Raw genomic sequence first — 20,701 nt, forward strand, 5'->3', positions numbered from 1 at the left:
CCAACCACCAATGCTAGGGTCGCTTGATCGTATCTATTAAAACTTCTTGCTATTGGCTTCATCTAGGATATTTTGCGCGATCTTTTGCACATTTTGGCTAATGGTAGAGGAGGTGGTGGCAATTTGGGTGTTATTGAGCATCGTTTGTTCCAATTCGTGCATGGCGGTGTTGATCAAGTCGATGCTAGCACTCTGCTCTTCTATGGCGCTAGCAGCCTCATTGATAGATTGGGTGAGGGCTTTGGTATTAGCCTCAATTTCGCCTAAAGACTTTTGGGTGCGCTCGGCTAGTTTTCTCACTTCATCAGCCACTACCGCAAAGCCTCTGCCATGCTCGCCTGCCCGTGCGGCTTCAATGGCAGCATTCAAGGCTAGCAGGGTGATTTGATCGGCGATCTCTGTGATCACTTCCACCATGTTTGAAATCCCTTGGGATTGGGCGATCACCTCCTCACTCTTGGCGTTCACGCTTTGCATACTCGAGCTAATTTGGGCTAGCGCGTTGGTGGTTTGCTCTAAGGAAACCACTTGTTGTTTAGAGGCATCCTGCATCGCGTGCGTGGTCTGGTTGAGAGTGTGGGTTTCTTGGGTGAGCGCGTGGGCAAAATCTAAGGAGTTTTTCAAAGAAACAACAATGCTTTGTTGTAAAGTATTGATATTATTAGCTAGTTGCAAAAACCCGCCCTGTAGCTGGGTAGTGTCCATGCCCTTGGTGAAATCGTTGTGGCAATAAGTTTCAATGGTCTTAGAGATGTGCTCAAAAGTGCTGTTTAGAAGGCTAGAGAAATTGTTTAGATTCGTGCCCAAGTGTTGGAGCTCTGGGTTGATCGCGCGCGCGTGGATGGTTTGGGTGAAATCCCCGGTGCGCGCGCTATCTAAGGCTAAGATCGCCTCTTTAGAGAGTTTTTGATCGGCTTGCAGATGTTGGATGGCTTCTTGAATGCTCTCATTGAGCGCGCGCGCCATTTGCCCCAATTCGTCCTTAGAGCGCAGAACAATGGGCTCAGGGACATCGTTTTGTTTGTAATTGACAAAGGCAAAGAAATCCTTAAGCCCCTTGTTGAGCACACTAATAGCCCCCGTGATCTTGCGGTAAAAGAGGTAGTAAAGCGGGATCACCACCACGATTAAAAAGACCAAGGCGATGAGGACATAGAGATTAAAGCTCGAGCTCAATTTGTGGCGGATGTCCTCAGTGATGAACTTAGTGCGCTCTTCAACATTGTCCATGTAAACCCCCGTGCCCACCCACCAATCTGGCATGCCCTCGATCTTTTGGGCGTAGGAGATTTTATCGGTGTAGCGGGTGGTGCCATCGGCTAGAGGTTTGGGTGAAACATAGTAGACAAAGTCTCCCCCAGCCATCGCAGCTTTATAAAGTTCTTTAATGTAAAACACCCCATTTTTATCCTTGGTGTTCTCTGCGCTCACGCCCACGGGGTATTTGGGATTTGCGGTGTAAATAGGGGTGTATTTTTCATACACGAAAAAGTAGCCTGAGCGATCCTTTGCGAAGCGGAACGCTTTAAACATGGCGGTGATTATGCGTTTTTTAGCCTCTAGGGTGGGTGCGTCTTTGAGCACTTGGGCGATGTTAGAGCTAGCCAAATCTACGGCTAGTTTGAGCTTGTCGCCTAGCATGCGTTTTAAATCTACACTCACGGCACTATTCACACGGTGCACGGATTGTTGGTTATTGCGCGCAAAGAGTAAAAGAGTTGCCACCATCGCCACAATGGTTAAACCCCACAAAGCGACAATCTGTTTACCTAGAGAGAAAGAACGCATAAATACCTGCTCCTACACCCTGTTTTTTTAAAATTTCTTGCTATTGGCTTCATTGAGAATATCCTGGGCGATGTCTTGCACATTCTTGCTAATGCTCAAAGAAGTGGTGGCAATCTGCGCGTTATGCACCATTGTCTGCTCTAGGGTTGCCATCGCGCTATGGATTTGTGTGATGCCCTCTGTCTGCTCTTCTATGGCGCTAGCAGCCTCATTGATAGATTGGGTGAGCGATTGGGTATTAGCCTCAATCTCACCTAAAGACTTTTGCGTGCGCTCAGCTAGTTTTCTCACTTCATCAGCCACCACCGCAAAGCCTCTGCCATGTTCGCCCGCTCTAGCAGCTTCAATGGCAGCATTCAAGGCTAGTAGGGTGATTTGATCGGCGATCTCATTGATGATGAGCACCATATTTTTAATTCCCTCAGAGCGTTCCATCACCTCTTGACTCTTGGCGTTCACGCTTTGCATGGAATTGCTAATGCGCCCCAACGCGTTCATGGTTTGATCCAAAGAGTCCACTTGTTGTTTAGAAGCGTCTTGTAGGCGGCGTGTGGTTTCATTGAGAGTATTGGTTTCTTGGTGGAGCGCGTGGGCAAAATCCAAAGAGTGCTTGAGCGAATCTACAATGCTTTTTTGCAAGGTGTTGATGTCGTTGGCGAGTTGTAAAAAAGCCCCCTGCAAATTGGTGGTTTCTAAACCGGCTTGGAAATCGTTGTTGGAATAGGTTTGGATGGTGGTGCAGATGTGGCGGAAAATGTCGTTGAGAAATTTAAAAAAGGCGTTGAGATCCGCGCCCAAGCGTTCTAACTCAGGGTTAGCCGCATGCGCGTAGATGACTTGGGCGAAATTGCCGGTATGGACATTGTCTAGGACGCTTAGCGCGTCTTTGGAGAAGTGTTGATCGGCTTGGAAGTGTTGCACCGCTTCTTGCACATTGCTTTTAAGCGCGCGCGCCATTTCGCCTAGCTCGTCCTTAGAGTGCAAGATAATTTCTTTGGGTTCGTTTTTGGCGCGGTAATTGACAAAGGCAAAAAAATCCTTGAGAGCCCCACTAAGGGTGCTAATATTCCTCGTGATTTTGCGGTAAAACAGATAGTATAGAGGCATCACCACCACAAATAAGAGTAAAACGACAATGGCGGCGTAGAGATAAAAATGGTAGCGCATACTCCCTTCAATTTCGTAAATAATGGTCTTGGTGCGCTCTTCAACATTGTCCATGTAAACCCCCGTGCCAATCCACAAATTAGTAGTGCCCTCAATTTTTTGGGCATAGGAGATCTTATCTGTGTCGCGCACGCCCCCATTTAAAAGGGGTTTGGGGAAGACATAGTAGACAAAATTCCCTCCTGATTGCGCGGCTTTGTAGAGGTCTTGGATATAGAGCACGCCGTTTTTATCGCGCACATCCTTGAGGCTTGTGCCTATTTTGTCCGTGATATTGGGGTTGTAAAAGGGGACATATTCCTCATAGGCAAAGAAATAGCCCGATTTGTCCTCCTCAAAACGAAAACCATGCAAAATATCGCTGACAATGCGCTTTTTGAGCGCGTCCGTGGGCGCGTCCTTGATCGCGTTAGAAATGCTGTGCGCGAGCGCGTCTGTGGCTAATTTGAGCTGTTCGCCTAGCAGGCGTTTTAAATCTAGATCGACAAGTTTGTGCACATGCTCTATGGATTCCCTATTGCTCTGCGCAAAGAGCAAAAGGGTAACTCCCATAGTGAGCACGCTAAACGCCCATAAAACGATGATTTGCTTGCCTAGAGAAAAAGAGGTCATAGCCACTCCTTAATAACGCTTAATAATCGGGGGGGGGGGGGGGGGTGAAACAGCGCGTAATACCTTGCATCAAACTTCCTTGATCACAATTTTACCCTCTTGCACATCAAATAAGAGATGTTTATCGCTCCAATGCGCGCTGTCTTGCTCTAAAAGCAAAGTGGCTAGGCGATCCTCAATCTCCTCATACAAAGCCCGTTTAAGGGGGCGCGCGCCATAAATTGGGTCAAACCCACTTTTGGCGATGTATTCCTTAGCCTGCGGGCTCAATGTGATTTGCACCCCCCTTTCATTGAGTTTTTCTTGAATATCTGCAAACATCAAATCTACAATCTGCATGATGGATTCCATATGCAGGGGGTTAAAGATCACAATCTCATCTAAGCGGTTTAAAAATTCGGGCTTGAAATAGGCTTTCAGGGCTTCTTGCACTATTTTTTGCTTATCGTGCTCTTCGCTCAATTCCATGATTTGATCGCTCTCAATATCATAGGCTTTTAACACTTCCTGTTCAGCCTTATGTTTAGCATGGACACTCTCAAATTCTAAGATTTTGTCGCTGGCGATATTGCTGGTCAAAATAATAATGGTGTTCTTAAAATCCACCACCACGCCCTTATTATCTGTGAGTCGCCCCTCATCAAGCACCTGCAAAAGCATGTTAAAGACTTCCGGGTGTGCCTTTTCAATCTCATCAAAGAGGAGCACGCTATAAGGGCTACGCCGCACCGCTTCGCTAAGTTGCCCGCCCTCCTCATAGCCCACATACCCGGGAGGCGCGCCCACCAAGCGACTCACTGCGTGCTTTTCCATGTATTCGCTCATGTCCAGCCTAATCAAATTCTTTTGGCTATCAAAGAGAAACTGGGCTAGAGTCTTGGCACTCTGGGTTTTACCCACACCCGTAGGTCCTAAGAATAGAAAGCTCCCAATGGGTTTATTAGGATCGCTCAAGCCCGCTTTATTGCGCTTAATCGCTTTAGCAATCGCGCTAATGGCTTGGGATTGTCCGATCACACTCTTAGCCAGCTCCTGCTCGATGTGTAAAATCTTATCTTTTTCCTCCTGCAACATCTTTTGGACTGGGATATGCGTCCATTTGCTCACAATGCGCGCGATACTATCCTTGGTTACGGCGTGTTGCAACAAACTCCCCTGCTCTTGCATGCGCGCCCATTGTGCCTCCAAATCGCGCACCACCTGTTCTAATTTGGGGACTTCTCCATGGTCGATCTTAGCGGCTTTTTCAAACTCCGATTGGCGTTTGGCTAGCTCGGATTCACGCTTCAAGCTCTCAATATTGTTCTTAGCCTGTGCGATGTCTTTGAATACCCGCCTTTCATTTTCAAACTGCGCTTCTAGGCGTTGCCTCTCCTCTAGGGCGTTGCCAAGCTCCTTTTGCACCTCCTCTAGGCGTTGCTTGTTGCTAGGATTCTCCTCCATAAGTAGGGCTTGTTTTTCTACCTCTAGTTGTTGCACTAACCTTTTGGTGTGGGAGAGGGCATAGGGTTCTGATTCGATTTGCATTTTCAACTCAGCAGCCGCCTCATCAATTAAATCAATGGCTTTATCGGGCAAAAAGCGGTTGGTGATATAGCGGTGTGAGAGCTTGGCACTCGCCACCAACGCGCTATCGGTGATGCTCACATTGTGGTGTGCCTCTAAATTTTCTTTAAGCCCTCTTAGAATCTGCAAGGTTTCATTCACGCTAGGCTCTTCTAAAGAAATGGGCTGAAAACGGCGTGTGAGCGCGCTATCTTTTTCAAAGTATTTGCGGTATTCTTTGAGTGTGGTTGCCCCGATGGTGTGCAACTCCCCGCGCGCTAGGGCGGGCTTTAAGATATTAGCTGCGTCCATGCTCCCCTCGCTCGCCCCCGCTCCCACAATGGTATGAATCTCATCGATAAATAAAATCACATTGCCCGCTTTTTTGACCTCCTCCACCACCTTAGTTAGGCGTTCTTCAAATTCCCCTCTATACTTCGCCCCAGCAATGAGCATGCTCATATCCAACATGACCACCTGCTTGTGCTGCAAAGACAAGGGCACTTCTTTTTTAGCGATGCGCTGGGCTAGCCCCTCCACAATGGCGGTTTTACCCACCCCCGGCTCGCCTAATAAAATGGGATTATTCTTGCTCTTGCGAATCAAAATCTGCATCATGCGCAAAATCTCTTCATCGCGTCCAATCACTGGGTCTAGGGTGTTTTCTAGGGCTTTGGTGGTGAGGTTGATCCCGTATTTTTCTAACGCTTCTAGCGTGGTATCATCGCTAGGCTGGTTGATTTTCACCCCCTTGCGCATACTCTGCAAGGTCTTAATAAGCTCTGGCACATCTAAAAATTTCTTAAAATAGTGGCTAAACAGCTCTGCATTAGCGATAATAAAGCTATCTAGCGCCACAAATTGATCCCCATTTTTCACACTCCAGCCCAAAGCACTATGCAAGGCATCCAAGAGATTCTTGCTGAGGCTAATCCCCTGCGCGCTCACGCTCGAACTCTTAGGCAGGCTATCTACTACACTTCTAGCCTCTAGCTCTAAAGGGGTTTTCTCTATGCCCATTTTGATGAGCGCATGGCTTAGTAAAGATTGGCTGTTGCTGAGCAACGCCCAAAAAAGATGGATGGGTTCGATCTCTTGATTTTTAGCATGCAGGGCTAGACTTAGAGCCTGATCCAAACTTTCTTTAAGCTGATTGGTGAGTTTTTCAAAAATATTTGGTGTGTGCATAGTATCTCCTTGTAGCGCATTATGCTACAAGTTTTAAAACAGATAGATAGCCCCCACGCGCTGGGCGTTGTATGGGCGTTGCGCACGCGTTTAGAACTTTTTCTTATTCGTGTCCTCTAAGATGTCATTGGCGATGTGCTCCACATCTTGGCTAATGCTCAAGCACTCATTGGCGATCTCAATATTATGTGTCAGATTGACATCAAAGCGCGCGATCACTTGGTTGATACTCAACACCGCATCGGCTTGCTCCTTGATCGCGCTGGAGTTATCCGCGATGCTTTGCACCAAAACATTGATATTAGATTCGATCTCGCCCAAAGACTTTTGGGTGCGCTCGGCTAATTTGCGCACTTCATCAGCCACCACCGCAAAACCGCGCCCGTGTTCACCCGCGCGCGCGGCTTCAATGGCGGCGTTTAGAGCTAGCAAATTGGTTTGATCGGCGATGTCACGAATCATCTCTACTACGCTTTTAATTTCTTGGCTTTGGGCGATCATCGCGCCACTTTTCTCGCTCACATCGCTAATGCGCTGGGTGATGCTCTCAATCACTTGGGTGGTGTCCTTGATCTCAGCGGATTGTTGCGCGGAGTTTTCCATGAGCTTGTCCATGCTCTCTTTCAAGCCTGAAGCCTTGATCTCTAAATTGTTGGCAAAGTCTAAGGACACCTGCAACATTTTGGTGATCTCTGCGCCTAGGTGGTTGATGGCTAATTCCACATCACCATGCGCGGATTCGATCTTGGGGGTGAAGTCTAGGTTTTGGTAGGCATGCACCACGCCTAAAATCTTATTGATGTCCGCGCCGATGTTTTTCTCCAAGCCCACGATCATGGAGTGTAGAGTGAAGAGCAGATCGCACAGCTGGGGGGTGCAATTTGCTTGGCATTCGAGATTCTTAGAAACGATAAAGCCCTTTTCCACATTGGTGGCGTTCAGGGTGGCGTGCGCCACCATGGCGTTATCCGCCTCAAAGGTGGTTTGGACGCGCTGGATATTGGCGATGATCTCCTTGGACATCAAGCCGATCTCATCATGGTAGCGCACGGTGTAGACTGGGATTCTTGTTTCTTGTTCGTGCTGGATGAGTTTGAAAAAAGAGCGCAACATGGCAAACATGCGCTCCAAACGCTTGATCACTTGGAAGTAGAAAAACAAAAGGAGCGCAAAACTCACAAATCCTAGAGTGATGAACCCCCCAATCACAATGGTTTTGCGCATGGTGTAGAGGTCCTTGAAGGCTACTTCGCTTGGCACAGCTGCGCTCACAAGCCAATTATAATGGACATTGGGCAGAATCAATTTATAGGGTTTGAAGGTGTAGAGCACGGCTACCATTTCTCTTTTAGTAACATCGCTACGCCAAGTGATCACCCTGATGCTTTGGGGTTGGGCGTTTTTTCTAAACTCTAAAATCTCTTGGGCTAAACCATCGCGCATGACTTCTACAAACTGCTTGCCCTGCAATTTGTGGTTGGCATGGAAGGCTAAAATATCATCAGTGCGTCCCAGCAAAAACCCGTTTTGATCGCCTTGGGGGAAGAATTGGGCTTGGACGCGCTCAAAATCGGTAAAAACCCCTACAACGGCGACCATTTTGCCATGGATTCTAATGGGGAGGGCGATGATATTGCCAAAAATCTTATGCCCTCCTAATAGAGACATGTGGTAGGTCTTGCTACGGGCGTTTTGCTGGGTTTTTAAAACTTCTTGCACGGGTTGGTAGTCTAGTAAACTCTTTTCGTTGTGGTAGACTTGTATTTTATTGCTATTGTCCTTAAACACCCCCACGCTATTTTGTGGCTGCCCCCTCTCATTGAGCACCACTAAGAAGGCTTCGCGAATATGCCCTTTTTCGTTAGTTTGGATCAAATTGACAAGCATGTCCTTCATCTTATTGTCCTCTTTTAAGACTTGGGGGGCAGAGGCGACATAACCGGTAAAATTCAAGACCGCATGCGCGATGCTATTCAAGGCGTAGATCACATTATTGGTCTTGATCGTGGTTTGTTCTTTGAGCGTGGCTTTGATATTGCGGTTCATCGTGCGGTTGGCGTTGGTGAGCAAGATCACCCCCAATATTCCAAAGAGCACAAAAAGAATCACAGAAACAACCAAAACAACCTTAGTGCCTAATTTCATATTCTTAAACATGCAATTCCTCCCTACAGTTGGTGCGCTTTAAGAGGTTTTCAATCTCTAACACAATACAGGGGTGAGCTGGTGAGCTGGTGAGCTGGTGAGCTGGTGAGCTGGTGAGCTGGTGAGCTGGTGCTAGCATATCTAACCTTAAAATCTCTTTTTGTTGGTGTCATCTAAAATGTCCGTGGCGATGGTTTCAATGTCCTGACTGACACAGAGGCATTTGTTGGCAATGTCCACATTGTGGCTTAGGTTGGTGTCAAATTGGGTAATGATCTGGTTGATACTCAACACCGCATCGGCTTGCTCCTTGATCGCGCTGGAATTTTCCGCGATACTCTGCACAAGCACATTGATATTAGATTCGATTTCACCTAGGGATTTTTGGGTGCGCTCGGCAAGCTTGCGCACTTCATCAGCCACCACCGCAAAGCCGCGCCCATGCTCACCCGCGCGCGCGGCTTCAATGGAGGCGTTTAGGGCTAGTAAATTGGTTTGATCGGCGATCTCAGAGATCATCTCCACCACGCTTTTAATTTCATGGCTTTGGGCGATCATGCTATCACTCTTAGAGCTCACCGCGGTGATGTTTTGCGTGATGGCTTCAATACTTTGGGTGGTGTTTTTGATCTCAGCGGATTGCTGGGCGGATTTGGCAGCCAACTCGTCCATGTGCAATTTCAAACTCTGGCACTTTTCATTGAGGGTTGTAGCAAAACCTGAAGAGGTCTTTAGCATCCTTACGATCTCTGCGCCTAGCTGGTTGGTGGCGATCTCAAAATCCCCCTTAGCGCGCGCAATTTTGGAAGTGAAGTCCAAATCTTGGTAGGCATGCACCACTTCTAAGATGTGGTTCAAATCCGCTCCCACCCTTTGCTCTAAAAAGTCTATCATGGTGTTGACGGTTTGGATCAATTTAGCCAAATTGGGGGCGGAGGCTTTGGCATGGATGCGCTGGGTGATATTGCCCTGTTCTATCGCTGAAGCCACAGAGATCACATCGGCTACGATCTCATTGTCGCTTTGAAAGGATTCCTTGATCTTTAGCACATTTTCGTTGATCTTGGTATACATGCCCCCAATCTCATCGTTCCAGCTGGATTTGTGGATGGTGATTTGGGATGTCTGGTGGTTTAAAAGTCTGAAAAAATCGCTCAAGGTTGTAGAAACGCGCTCCACACGCCGCACGATCGCATAATGGGTGTATAAAAATACCGCGGTCATGGTCAATGCTAGCAAGACCAACACGATGAGGGTGATCTGCCAGCGCATTTTGGCGACATGTCTTTGCAGGTCTTTTTGGGAGATCACCGCGCCGATCATCCAGTTGTGTTCTTGGTGGATCGCTTTAAAGGGGCGGAAGGTGTAAAGGGACACAATCACATCGGATTTGAGCACATTAGAATAGAAGGCGCTGTGTCCAAAGGCATTGCTTTGCGCCTTTTCCCTGAAGGTTTCGATTTCTGCCGTGTCTTCGCCTTTCATCACATCGTGGAAAGTCTTGCCCTGCAAGTTGTGATCGCGATTGAGCGCGAAAATGCGATTCCCACTCCCCATGAAAAACCCGTTTTCGCTCTTATCAGTGGGAAAATAGCGATCCTGCAACATTTCCATGTTGATGAAAATGCCTGCGATGGCGACTAAGCGTTTTTTTTCATCAAAAATCGGCGTAGCGATGGTCGTGCCAAAACGCCGCGAGCCATCGATCAAGGGGGTAAAATCTGTGGGGGAGCGCAAGGGTTTGAGTTCTTGTGCGACGCGCGCGATGAGGGGGGATTGCAAAATAAAGGAGGTGTTTTGGCGGAAGTGCAAGGTGTTATCGGGCTCTTCCATCACTTCATAACTCTTGTGGGCTTGGTTATTTTGCAAGAAGACTAACCACGCTTGGCGCACAAAGTGCTTGTCGAGCACCAATTTGCCTATATTGTTATTAATGGTGGCATCCGAGGCGTTTTTTAGAAACACAAACCCCTCCTCAGAAAAATAAGACGCGTAGTGGATCAAGGACTGGGCTAGATTATTGAGCTCTAGGGCGATCGCTTTAGCTTTGTGGAAGGATTGGTATTTCACCACCTTTCTAGCATCATGGGTTAGCATTTCTGTGGCTTCGTGGATAAAGTAAATGCCTAATAACGCGAAGGAAACGACCAAAATGATCGAATTCATCAAAACACTCTTCACCCCAAGCTTGAGATTCTTAAACATAATTTTCCTTATTGATGGCGCTTCAAAGCGTCAGGGACACTTTCCAAGTAAACACTCTGGGAGGGGAAGGCAAAGCTCAACCCCAATTCCTCCACAATGCGCATGATCTCTAGCATTACATTCTCCTTTACAGCTAGCCACTCTCCCCACACCACGGTTTTAGAAAAGCAATACACCAAAATATTAATGGAACTATCCCCAAAATTATCCACATATACAAAGAGATTAGATTTATAACCCATTAGATCGTCCATGGACACGATGTGTTCGCGATCCATCATATAATCGTGCTGGGCGTTGAGCTCGCGCTTGGCAGAAGCGTCTAAATCGGAGTATTGGGCGATGTGGGGGTGTTGTTCTAACATAGTGCGAATCGCTAAGACGCATTTAGCCAAGTTTTCGCGCGAAGAGCCGTAGGTGAGCCCGATATTCATCTTAATGCGCCGTCCCACCTTGCGCCGATTCCAGTTGCGAATCGATTTGCCCGCCAATTCTGAATTAGGCACGAATAACAGCGCGTTGTCAAAACCCCGCACGGTGGTGCGTCTAAGCCCCATTTCCACCACAGTGCCCTCCACCTCCCCGCACACAATCCAATCCCCTTGCCCAAAGGAATTATCCAAGAGCAAGATCACAGAGGCAAAGAAATTGGCTAATAAGTCCTTCACGGCTAAAGCCACAGCCAAACCGCCAATCCCCAAAGAGGCGATGATAGCCGAGATATTAAAGCCTAGTTGTTTCAACACGGCTAAGATGATGATGATCACGATGAAAAAGTAAGCCACTTTGAGGATCAAATTCACCACTTCGCGTCTAAAACCATTGCGCTTAGAGGCTAGGGTGGCTAGCAAGGCTGCCCCATAAGCCTTAAACAACGCGATCCCTAGCCAGCCTAGCAAACAGATGTAGATCACCCCTAAATACATGTTGAATTTGAGGGGGGCAGGCTGGGGGTAGTATAAAATGTCTATGGAAATATCAAAGCTGTAAATGAGCAAAAAGGTGGAGATGGGAGCTAGGATACTATCGCGGATCTTCTCTTGGACATGCTGATTCTTACGGCTAAAGCGCACGAAGAGATCGAGCACTTTCATAAACAGCGTGGTAACCAATTTTCTAAGTGTGAGCAAGATCAACAAAAGGGTCAAGGAGAGAAGGATCTTCGCGCTACGCAAGCCATGCGAACCTGGGAAGATCGCATTGATGATCCCTGCGATGCGATCTAAAATCCAGTGCATGTCAATGCTAAAGAGCACATTTTTAGAGAGCACTTGGGAGGGGTGGGCTTGGATGTAGTGGAGCACTTCTAGATAGGTCTTGAGCTTGAGCTTGTAATTATTGAGAGCTTCTTGGAGTTGGTGCAACTGGAGCGTGTCTAAATTGGGGGGCAAGACATAGCTTTTAGCCGCCGCGCTCTCTAATTTGAGCAAGATCGCCATGCTGAGGCTTTTGACATCTTTTTCTTGGCTGAAAAAGTCTAGGGAAGTGCGCAATTTCTCTAAAAAGTCATGCATCTGCTGGTCGGCTTCTAGGCTTTTGAGCTCTAGGGTGCTCAACACATAGGTGTAGAGATCATTACTGCTCTTGAGCAAAATCTGCTTGAGGCGCGCTTGTTGCTGGAGATTTTTTTTGATGTCAATGCCGATTTGCTCTTGGTTATTGAGCAGGCGCAAGGCGAAGGTGTGGATGAGGTCGTTTTTTTGATCGCTATAAAGAGGGATTTCTGAACGCTTGATAGGGTCTTTTTCATAGCGCGCGATCACTTGGTTAAGCTGGCTGATCTGCTTTAAAAGCAAGTAGAGATCGATAGCGTCCGGATCGCCCTCAGCGCGCGCCACACCCACCAAATACAAGCAACAAAGCAATAAGGCGCGCAAGATAGCCATTTTAAGACTCCAACACGCAAGCTTTAAAGAGATCGCCGCGTTCTTGGTAGGATTTGAATTGATCCAAACTAGCCGCGCTAGGGGAAAGCAGGGCGATTTGATCGGGTTTTAAACAGGCTTTGATCGCGCGCACCGCGCTAGCCACATCGCCACAACGCAAAGCCGGCACGCCATACTCCCTAGCCATTTGCGACATCTGTTGCGCGCTAGCCCCAATGGTGTAAATACGCACTTGCATGCGCGCTAGGCTCTCAAAAAGAGGGGTTAGATCCACCTGCTTAGTGTCCCCCCCCACGATCAAATGCACGAAACGATCGCTAAAGCGCGCTAGAGCTTTTAGGGTCGCATCCACATTGGTCGCCTTGCTATCATCTACCCATGTGCGCCCCTTGTCATCTTGGAAGACTTCTAGGCGGTGGGGTTTTAGGGTGTAGCTATTGAGGCGATCGTAATCCACCTCCCCAAAGGCGATTTTTGACGCGCTCAACGCCAACAACGCGTCTAGTAAAAAGGGCTCTTCAAAGCGCACCTTAGACAAATCCAAGCCCATGTAATTAGCTAAATGCGCGGAGTCTTCATAAAAAAGTAGCTGGGGTGGGCTGGGTCTTTGGGCGGCTTGGCGCACGAGGGGGTGATCTTGCAAGCGCGCTTGGAGCCACACGGGGCTAGAGGGGGGCATTATGCAAAGGGGTTTGAGTTTGGCGCACACATAGTTGCTATAGCTCCCATGCCAGCTTAGGTGATCTTGGGCTAGGGGCAATAAAATGTAGAGATGGGGGGCGTAGTGCTTGGTGTAGTGCAGGCTAAAAGAGCTGGTTTCTAAAATCCACAAGGGCGCGTCTTTAAGCTCGATCAAGGGTGTGCCAATATTCCCGCCCACCAAAGCCCCAAAGGGGGCGCAGAGCAAACCTAACATTTCGGTCGTGGTGCTCTTGCCATTGGTGCCACTCACAAAAAAGCTAGGCGGGGGGGTCTTGATCTGGACGATGTAATCGTATTCGCTACACAAATGACGGCTAGCCAACACCAAAGGGTGGTTGGGGGGAATCCCGGGGCTAACAATCTCCAAGAAGGAATGCGCCGGGTTAAAGGCGCTAGAGGGGAGCAGGGGTTGGTTGTGGGGTGTGGTGGCGGGGGTGTGGATCGCATCGTCATAAATGGCGCAGGGCGTGTCTTGCTGGGCAAAATAAGTAGCAAAAGCCTGATTAGTGCGTCCATACCCAAGTAAAGAGATCATTGTGTCCACCGCTTGATGATGATAATAAGATTTTAACACAAAAACACCAAAAAGTGGTTAGCCTTAACGCACTTTCAAACTGAGCAGGGCTACAAGATTGCTTAGGATCGCCACAATCCAAAAGCGCAAGATGATCTTATTTTCGGGCAAGCCTTTGGATTCAAAATGGTGGTGCAAGGGTGCCATAGCAAAGATACGCTTTTTGCGCACCTTGTAACTGCTAATTTGCAAGATCACCGATAGGGCTTCTAGCACAAACACCAAGCCCATTAACACCAGCAAGATTTCATTATTAGTGATGATTGCCATGTAGGCAATAAAGCCCCCAATCCCCAAACTCCCACTATCCCCCATAAACACCTCAGCGGGGAAGGCGTTAAACCACAAAAAGCCCAACAAAGCCCCCATGAGCGCAGCAGAAACCACCACCACCTCCCCGCTGTGCACCACTTTAGGGTAGAGCAAATATTTACTCAATTCCGCATTCCCCACCACATAAATAAACACGCTCAAACTCAATAGCACGCAAATACTAGGCACGGTGGCTAACCCGTCCAGCCCATCGGTGAGATTGACCGCGTTGCTAGTAGAGAGAAACACCAACACCCAAAAGCCCAGCAATAAGATCGAGTGGTGTTCAAAAGAAAAGATGGGGTTTTTCAAAAAGGGCACATAGAGATTTTTCTCAGAGATCAAGGTGGAGAGCGCGTAGGCAATAGAAAGAGAAACCACAAAGAGCAAGAGCATTTTCAAACGCGCTGAGATACCCGCGTTCTTTTTTTGCGTGATCTTGGTGTAGTCATCTTGCATGCCAATCGCCCCAAAGGCTAGCAAACTCAACAAGCCCAAGAGCACAAAGGGATTATCCAGGCGCGCGCTCAAACAAGAAGACACAATTGTGGTCCCCAAAAACACCACCCCACCCATCGTGGGAGTGTCCTTCTTGTTTTGGTGGGGGATGAACTCTGAAATGGGTTGGCTAGCTTTTGTAGCCCTAGCCCACTTGATAAAAGCGGGCATGAAATACACACAGGCAAAGAAACTCATAAAAAAAGCCAAGCCCGCTCTAAAGGTCAGGTATTGGAAGATATTGATGTTGAAGTAGGCATAAAGGTAGTAAAGCATCGCGCGTCTTTGCAATAAAATCAAATCGTATTATGCTCAATTTTGCTTAATCGTTGTTCCTTGACAAGGGAATTTAGCCCATGCGCCAACTTTTGCTTTGGTATACTTGCTGTGTTTAAAGCGCGGTTGTTTTAAGGAGCGCTTTTAAGAAAGGTAAGGTATGCAACAAGAAAATTTAAACCGCGACATCAAATTACGCCAAGTGTTGATGATCGCTTTGGGCGGGACCATTGGGACGGGGTTATTTGTAGGCACGGGGGGTAATATCGCTAATGCGGGACCTCTGGGCACTCTGCTAGCCTATATTGTGGGCGGGGTGATTGTCTATTCTATCATTCTCTCTTTAGGAGAGTTAGCCAGCGTTTATCCTAGCACGGGGAGTTTTGGGGATTACGCCACGCGCTTTATTGGTCCAGCCACAGGTTACATGGTTTTTTGGATGTATTGGGTGGGCTGGATCGTAACCGTGGCGGTAGAATACTTCGCGGTAGGCGCGCTGATGCGACGCTGGTTTCCAGAGGTGCCCATTACTTACTGGGTGGTAGCCTGTATCGCGCTCATCTTTTTGCTCAACGCCTTTTCGGTGAAAATCTTTGCTGAGGGGGAGTTTTTCCTAGCCTCTGTGAAGGTGTTTGCGGTGTTTATTTTCATCGTGCTGGGCGTAATTGGGATACTCTACCAAATTTATTTGCATGGCATAGGGGGCATTTTTGCGAATTTTTACATCGATCACCCCAGCAAAGATCTCCAAGAAGGGTTATTCCCTAAGGGGGTTAGCGCGGTGTTTGGGGCGATCTTGGCGGTGATCTTTGCCTACACGGGCACAGAGATCGTAGGTGTAGCCGCTGGGGAAGCTAAAAACCCTAGTGTGGCAATGCCCAAAGCCATTAGAGCCACTTTATGGCGCATTGTGTTTTTCTTTTTATGCTCGGTGATCATCATCTCAGTATTCTTGCCCATGACAGATTCTAGCATCACTAAAAGCCCCTTTGTGAGCACCCTAGAGCGCATCCCCCTGCCTTTTTTTGGCATAGGGATTCCCTATGCAGCCGACATTATGAATTTTGTCATCATCACCGCCATTCTCTCTACTGCCAACTCAGGGATTTACGCCTCTAGCCGTATGGTTTATGGTTTAGCCCAAAAAAAGATGTTCCCTCCCATCTTTGCTAAACTCAACAAACAGGGCACGCCCGTTTATGCGATGTATTTGTCCATGGCTTGCACCCTTATTATTATGTTTGGCAATGATTATGTCCAAAATGGGCGGATCAAAGAAATGATGGAGGCTCTCATCAATATCATTAGCTTTAGCGTGATCATCGTGTGGATTAGCGTGAGTATCGCCCAATACAATTTTAGAAAACAATTTGTGGCTTCAGGCAAATCCTTAGACGAATTGCCCTACCGCGCGCCCTTTTTACCCCTCATCCAATTCATAGGCATTAGCGGATCGATTATTGGGGTCATTGGGGCGTATATGGACCCTGAACAGCGCGTTGGGGCGTATCTGACAATCGGGTATGCGATTTTGTGCTATATGGGTTATTATCTCACCAAAGACAAATGGGGTTACCAACACGAACAGGGGCTTTAGCAGATGCGCGGCAACAACTCCCCCTCAGGCATTTCTAAATAACGCCTAGAACCCCACGCGTTGCGCAGATACACGCAAGGGGTGCGCGCTTGTATGACCTCCCCAATGATAGCCGGGTTTGCCCCCCCCTGCCTTAATAGATCGCACACCCCTAAAGCGTCCTTGCTAGCCACACTGAGCACACACACCCCCTCATTAGCCAAAGCGTAGGGCTCAAGCCCTAAAATCTCACACACCCCCCCCACGCCCTCTAAAATGGGGATTTGTGCCTCCTCAATCTCTATCCCCACTCTAGAGGCTAAAGCCCATTCATTGAGCAGGGCAGCTAGCCCGCCCCGTGTGGCGTCTCGAATCGCATAGAGTTGGTAGGGGCTTTTTAACACCCCCTCTAGCACGCTAAAGAGTTGCTTACAATCGCTTTGTAAAGAGGTGTGTAACTGGATTTCATGGCGCAAAGAAAAGAGCAACGCGCCATGTGTGCCAATGCAATCGCTCACAATAATACTCTGCCCTACTTTGAGATGGCGCGCGCTGATATGCGGGTAAATCACGCGCCCTAGCGCGGTGGTGTTGATAAAGAGTTTATCCACACACCCCTTAGGCACGACTTTAGTATCTAGGGAGAGTAATTTAAGAGCGCCTATTTCTAACTGTGTGCGCACAGAATCTAAGACTTGCTTTAAAAGCGCGATCTCTAGCCCCTCCTCTAAGATAAAACCCATGCTCAAAAACTCCGGGCGCGCCCACGCACGCACACATCATTAGCGCTCCCGCACACGCTCAGTTTGCCAATATCCCCCCCGGGGAAGATGAGTGGATCGATGACAAAACTATCCGTGCTCAAGGCGCACGCCCCCCCCTCAAATATCCCAGCGTCCTCACCCTCTGCGCTCAAAAACTCTTGTAAATAGGGCATAAACACCCCATTAATAAGTTCTAAACTTTCCTTGCCCCCATTCCCACAGCTTAAAGCGATTCGCATGCCTGCCTCCTTATTTGGTTGCGTAAATATTCTACTTGCCCAAAGCCAATCGCCCCATCCCCAAAGGGGAGTTTTTGGGGGAAAAAGGCGTTTTTGCCCAAGAGCGCGCTAATACTCTGGACAAGCAAGGCATTAGCAAACACCCCACCCCCTAGCAATAAAGGCGCATGGTGGCGTTGGTGCAATTCTAGGGCTAAATGAGCAAGGGCGTTGTGGAATTTGCGCGCGCTTAAAGCCTCTTTGGCGTTTAAAATATCTGCTTGTAATTCTGTGAGCAGGGCATGGTAAGCGATACAATCTTGTTTTAATTCTAAGCCATAACGCGCGTGGCTATTTATTGAGCGCGCCAAACTCTCTAATTGCGCCGCGCTTTGGGATTCATAGCTATTAAGCCCCCCCACCCCACAAAAAGTAGCGATCGCATCAAAGAGTCGCCCTAAAGAGGTGGTGAGCCGGGTTTGCAGGTGGGAATCTAGCATGCGATTAATCAAATCTGCGTGTTCTATCTGGGCGCGATCTAGTAAGCCTTGCAAGTGGTGTGCGCGCGCTAGGGCATAGGCGCAATAGTGCGCATTTTTAAGGGCTTTAGGGGTGGTTAAAATCTCAAAGGGTTCTAGGCTATAGAGGCGTTTAACCTCCCAAAAGTCCTTATATTGTGCCTCAAAGATTTCACAACCCCATAATTGCCCCTGCAAACCTAGCCCAAAGCCATCGGCAATCCAACCCAACACTCTCTGCCCCGGCTTTGGGGGGTGTGTGTGCGCGTATTCGCCCAAAAGGGCGTAAAAATGCGCCTCGTGGTGTTGCACTTGGCTTAAAGATGCGCCCCACTGCCTAGCGCGTTGACTCCCTAGCTTAGAGGAGCAATAACCGGGGTGTAAATCTATGGCGGTGTGCTCAGGCGTGCCTCTTAGGTGGCAATAGAAATTTAAGCTATCTTGGTAATGCTCCACACACTCCACACTCTCTAAATCTCCCATCTCAGGGCTAATCAGGCTAAAATCTTGGCTAAAACACAAAGAGGCTTTGCTTTGTGCCCCAAAGCCACAGAGTAAAGCCGGGCTACTACTAGGCAGACTCAAGGGGGCAAGAGCGCGCCCCAAGCGCACCACCCCCACACGCCCCCCACTCACACGCACCACGCTATCCTCTATGGGGCGCACAATCGCGCGGGTGTGATCTAAAATCCCCTCCACTGCAAGACTACGCGCCTGTTCTAGGGTGTGAAAAATGGGCGCGCCCTTGCAATTAGCGCTGGTGAAAATCAAGGGGCGATCTAGAGCTTGTAAAAGCAGATGGTGCAAGGGTGTGTAGGGCAGACACAGCCCCACAGTGTCTAAATGAGGGGCAATGAGGGGGTTTAGGGGGGTTTTAGCGCGCGCAATCACTATGGGCGCGCTGCTAGTCTGCAGGGTTTGTTCCTCTAAGGGGTTGAGATGGGCTAGAGAATGCGCCATGTCCAAATCGCGCACCATCACGCTTAGAGGTTTAAAGGGGCGTGTTTTGATCTCTCTAATACGCCTAGTAACCTCTATATCGCGCGCATCTCCCATTAAAGCAAAACCCCCAATCCCCTTGATTGCCACCACCCCCCCTTTTTGCAACACCTCTATACAAGCTTGCAGGGGCGCGCTTGTGCGCACTTTGGTTTGGGTGTGAAAATACAAGGGGATCGCACACTTAGGGCATGAAAGCCCTTGGGCGAAGAAGCGCCGACTCTGTGGGTTATGATAATCGTGCGCGCACTCTTTGCACATCTCAAAGGCGCGCATGCTCGTATTAGTTCGATCAAAGGGCAGATCATAGAGCATGCTAAAGCGCGGTCCACATTGCGCACAGGTGGTAAAAGCGTAATGATAAAAACGGCTTGTTGGATCGTTTAAATCCTGCAAACATTCTAAACAGGTGGCTTGATCTAGGGGCAGGGGGTCGCAAGCAGAGGGCGCGCTCAGGCTAGGCTGGATAGAAAAATCTAGCGCTTCTATCTCTATGTCTTGGGTGGTGATTTCTAAAATCTGGGCTTGGGGAGGGAGTTTGGCATGCAATGCAGCTAAAAAGGGGGATTCTAGGGATTTTTCTAGCACGATCTGCACCGCCCCGCCCACATTGCGCACAAAACCATGCGCGCCTAATGCGCTAGCGATTTGGTAGACTAGAGGTCTAAAACCCACCCCCTGCACGCGCCCGCGCACCCAAATTTGGCGCATTAGTAAAGTTGCATGGTCGCGCAGTGCAAGCTCCCATGTTGGCGGATCAAAAAGGAGCAATCTATCCCCACCACCTCAATTTTGGTGTGCTGTTGCAAGATTTTAAGCACATGCGCGTCTAAGGGGTCGTTATAGGTGGGCACAAAGAGCACGCGTTGCCCCCCGCTATTGGCAAATAAGAAATTGGCGTAGGTGGCGGGCAGGCGTTGGTTTTGATAAAATTTGGGACCTGGCAAGGGCAGGGGGATGAGTTTATAGCGTTTGTTTTTTATAGTTTTAAAACTCTTGAGCATGTCCTGCATTTCTTGTAGGGGTTGGTAGTGGGGATCGTAAGGGTCGGTGCAACTCACATAGGCGATGGTTTGGGGGTCTAAAAAGCGCGCCAAAGTGTCAATATGCCCGTCTGTATCATCTCCGGCTAAGGGGGGCGTGTCGATCCACAAAATGCGCGAAAGACTGAGTTCTTGTTTGAGTCTAGCAATGCTCTTTTCTGGATCCGGGTTGCGGTTAGGATTGAGTAGAGAATAGCGATTAGCTAGTAGTGTGCCCGCCCCATCGCACTCAATGCTCCCCCCCTCTAGGACCACATCCACAAAACGCAAGGGGTGGCGCAAAAGCCCCTTTTGGGCAAGGCGCATGCTAATGGTGCTATCTAACTTGCTCTCGTATTTATTCCCCCACGCGTTGAAAACAAAGCTCAAATAAAAATGCACCCCGGCGGTTTCCACGCATAAAGGTCCAAAGTCGCGCGCCCAAGTGTCATTGGTGTCTAATAACACCACCTCAACATTATTAAGGCGGCTTAGTTTGTCCAACCCCCCACTATCGCTAGTATGCACGCACACCAACACGCGTTGGTAATCTGCTAGAGTGCGGATAATCTTGGTAAAATACTCGCGCGCCTCGCTCAAATACGCGCCCCAATCACTAGAGGCGTGCGGAAACGCCATCAAAAGCGCGCTTTGTTCTTCCCATTCTGCTTTAAATCGTGCCATCTTTCACCTTGTAGTATAATGG

Annotated in this window: 11 protein-coding genes and 1 pseudogene; 1 reads left to right on the forward strand and 11 read right to left on the reverse strand. The window is 48.6% G+C overall.

Translation table 11 applies throughout. The annotated features are described in order from the left end of the window. Nucleotides 1-36: 36 nt before the first annotated feature. The 8 genes from EAO37_RS00130 to mraY all read right to left on the reverse strand — a co-directional run bounded on the left by EAO37_RS00130 (nucleotide 37) and on the right by mraY (nucleotide 14,898). Nucleotides 37-1,788, reverse strand: a complete 1,752-nt coding sequence (locus EAO37_RS00130; protein ID WP_120946003.1) for a methyl-accepting chemotaxis protein — start codon at nucleotides 1,786-1,788, stop codon at nucleotides 37-39. Nucleotides 1,789-1,815: 27 nt separating this feature from the next. Then, nucleotides 1,816-3,567: a methyl-accepting chemotaxis protein gene (locus tag EAO37_RS00135; protein WP_120946004.1), complete on the reverse strand. Its 1,752-nt coding sequence runs from the start codon at nucleotides 3,565-3,567 to the stop codon at nucleotides 1,816-1,818. A gap of 69 nt (nucleotides 3,568-3,636) precedes the next feature. Continuing rightward, a complete protein-coding gene (locus EAO37_RS00140) occupies nucleotides 3,637-6,300 on the reverse strand; it encodes an AAA family ATPase (RefSeq protein ID WP_120950843.1) in 2,664 nt (887 codons plus the stop codon). Nucleotides 6,301-6,390: 90 nt separating this feature from the next. Next, the gene (locus EAO37_RS09870; protein WP_120950846.1) at nucleotides 6,391-8,457 is read right to left on the reverse strand and encodes a methyl-accepting chemotaxis protein; all 2,067 of its coding nucleotides are present in this window, start codon (nucleotides 8,455-8,457) and stop codon (nucleotides 6,391-6,393) included. A 135-nt stretch (nucleotides 8,458-8,592) separates the two neighbouring features. Then, complete coding sequence (locus EAO37_RS00150) at nucleotides 8,593-10,650, reverse strand: methyl-accepting chemotaxis protein (protein ID WP_205589525.1); 2,058 nt, start codon at nucleotides 10,648-10,650, stop codon at nucleotides 8,593-8,595. 8 nt (nucleotides 10,651-10,658) lie between these two features. Next, nucleotides 10,659-12,536, reverse strand: a complete 1,878-nt coding sequence (locus EAO37_RS00155) for a mechanosensitive ion channel family protein (protein ID WP_205589526.1) — start codon at nucleotides 12,534-12,536, stop codon at nucleotides 10,659-10,661. Between the two features lies 1 nt (nucleotide 12,537). Continuing rightward, complete coding sequence (gene murD, locus EAO37_RS00160) at nucleotides 12,538-13,773, reverse strand: UDP-N-acetylmuramoyl-L-alanine--D-glutamate ligase (protein ID WP_120946006.1); 1,236 nt, start codon at nucleotides 13,771-13,773, stop codon at nucleotides 12,538-12,540. A 63-nt stretch (nucleotides 13,774-13,836) separates the two neighbouring features. After that, nucleotides 13,837-14,898: a phospho-N-acetylmuramoyl-pentapeptide-transferase gene (gene mraY, locus EAO37_RS00165; protein ID WP_120946019.1), complete on the reverse strand. Its 1,062-nt coding sequence runs from the start codon at nucleotides 14,896-14,898 to the stop codon at nucleotides 13,837-13,839. 160 nt (nucleotides 14,899-15,058) lie between these two features. Between mraY and EAO37_RS00170 the strand changes: the two genes are divergently transcribed. Next, nucleotides 15,059-16,495, forward strand: coding sequence for an amino acid permease (locus tag EAO37_RS00170; RefSeq protein WP_120950848.1), 1,437 nt, complete (start codon nucleotides 15,059-15,061; stop codon nucleotides 16,493-16,495). Here EAO37_RS00170 and hypE read toward each other — a convergent pair. The 3 genes and pseudogenes from hypE to EAO37_RS00185 all read right to left on the reverse strand — a co-directional run bounded on the left by hypE (nucleotide 16,492) and on the right by EAO37_RS00185 (nucleotide 20,679). Beyond that, nucleotides 16,492-17,477: pseudogene (hypE, locus tag EAO37_RS00175) on the reverse strand (hydrogenase expression/formation protein HypE). The gene EAO37_RS00170 and the pseudogene hypE overlap by 4 nt on opposite strands. Then, complete coding sequence (hypF, locus tag EAO37_RS00180) at nucleotides 17,462-19,684, reverse strand: carbamoyltransferase HypF (RefSeq protein ID WP_120950850.1); 2,223 nt, start codon at nucleotides 19,682-19,684, stop codon at nucleotides 17,462-17,464. The pseudogene hypE and the gene hypF overlap by 16 nt, the downstream one beginning before the upstream one ends. Then, nucleotides 19,684-20,679 (reverse strand): agmatine deiminase family protein, encoded by a 996-nt coding sequence (locus EAO37_RS00185; RefSeq protein ID WP_120946010.1) that lies wholly within the window; start codon nucleotides 20,677-20,679, stop codon nucleotides 19,684-19,686. The genes hypF and EAO37_RS00185 overlap by 1 nt, the downstream gene beginning before the upstream one ends. Between the last annotated feature and the right edge of the window lie 22 nt (nucleotides 20,680-20,701).

Source organism: Helicobacter sp. L8 (assembly GCF_003660355.1).
GTDB lineage: Bacteria > Campylobacterota > Campylobacteria > Campylobacterales > Helicobacteraceae > Helicobacter > Helicobacter labacensis.

Bases quoted from the DNA above. Each gene is read 5' to 3' on its own strand.
- mraY (WP_120946019.1), bottom strand. From the start codon at position 14,898: ATGCTTTACTACCTTTATGCCTACTTCAACATCAATATCTTCCAATAC.
- EAO37_RS00170 (WP_120950848.1), top strand. From the start codon at position 15,059: ATGCAACAAGAAAATTTAAACCGCGACATCAAATTACGCCAAGTGTTG.
- EAO37_RS00155 (WP_205589526.1), bottom strand. From the start codon at position 12,536: ATGGCTATCTTGCGCGCCTTATTGCTTTGTTGCTTGTATTTGGTGGGT.
- EAO37_RS00150 (WP_205589525.1), bottom strand. From the start codon at position 10,650: ATGTTTAAGAATCTCAAGCTTGGGGTGAAGAGTGTTTTGATGAATTCG.
- hypF (WP_120950850.1), bottom strand. From the start codon at position 19,684: ATGCGCCAAATTTGGGTGCGCGGGCGCGTGCAGGGGGTGGGTTTTAGA.
- murD (WP_120946006.1), bottom strand. From the start codon at position 13,773: ATGATCTCTTTACTTGGGTATGGACGCACTAATCAGGCTTTTGCTACT.
- EAO37_RS09870 (WP_120950846.1), bottom strand. From the start codon at position 8,457: ATGTTTAAGAATATGAAATTAGGCACTAAGGTTGTTTTGGTTGTTTCT.
- EAO37_RS00130 (WP_120946003.1), bottom strand. From the start codon at position 1,788: ATGCGTTCTTTCTCTCTAGGTAAACAGATTGTCGCTTTGTGGGGTTTA.
- EAO37_RS00185 (WP_120946010.1), bottom strand. From the start codon at position 20,679: ATGGCACGATTTAAAGCAGAATGGGAAGAACAAAGCGCGCTTTTGATG.
- EAO37_RS00135 (WP_120946004.1), bottom strand. From the start codon at position 3,567: ATGACCTCTTTTTCTCTAGGCAAGCAAATCATCGTTTTATGGGCGTTT.
- EAO37_RS00140 (WP_120950843.1), bottom strand. From the start codon at position 6,300: ATGCACACACCAAATATTTTTGAAAAACTCACCAATCAGCTTAAAGAA.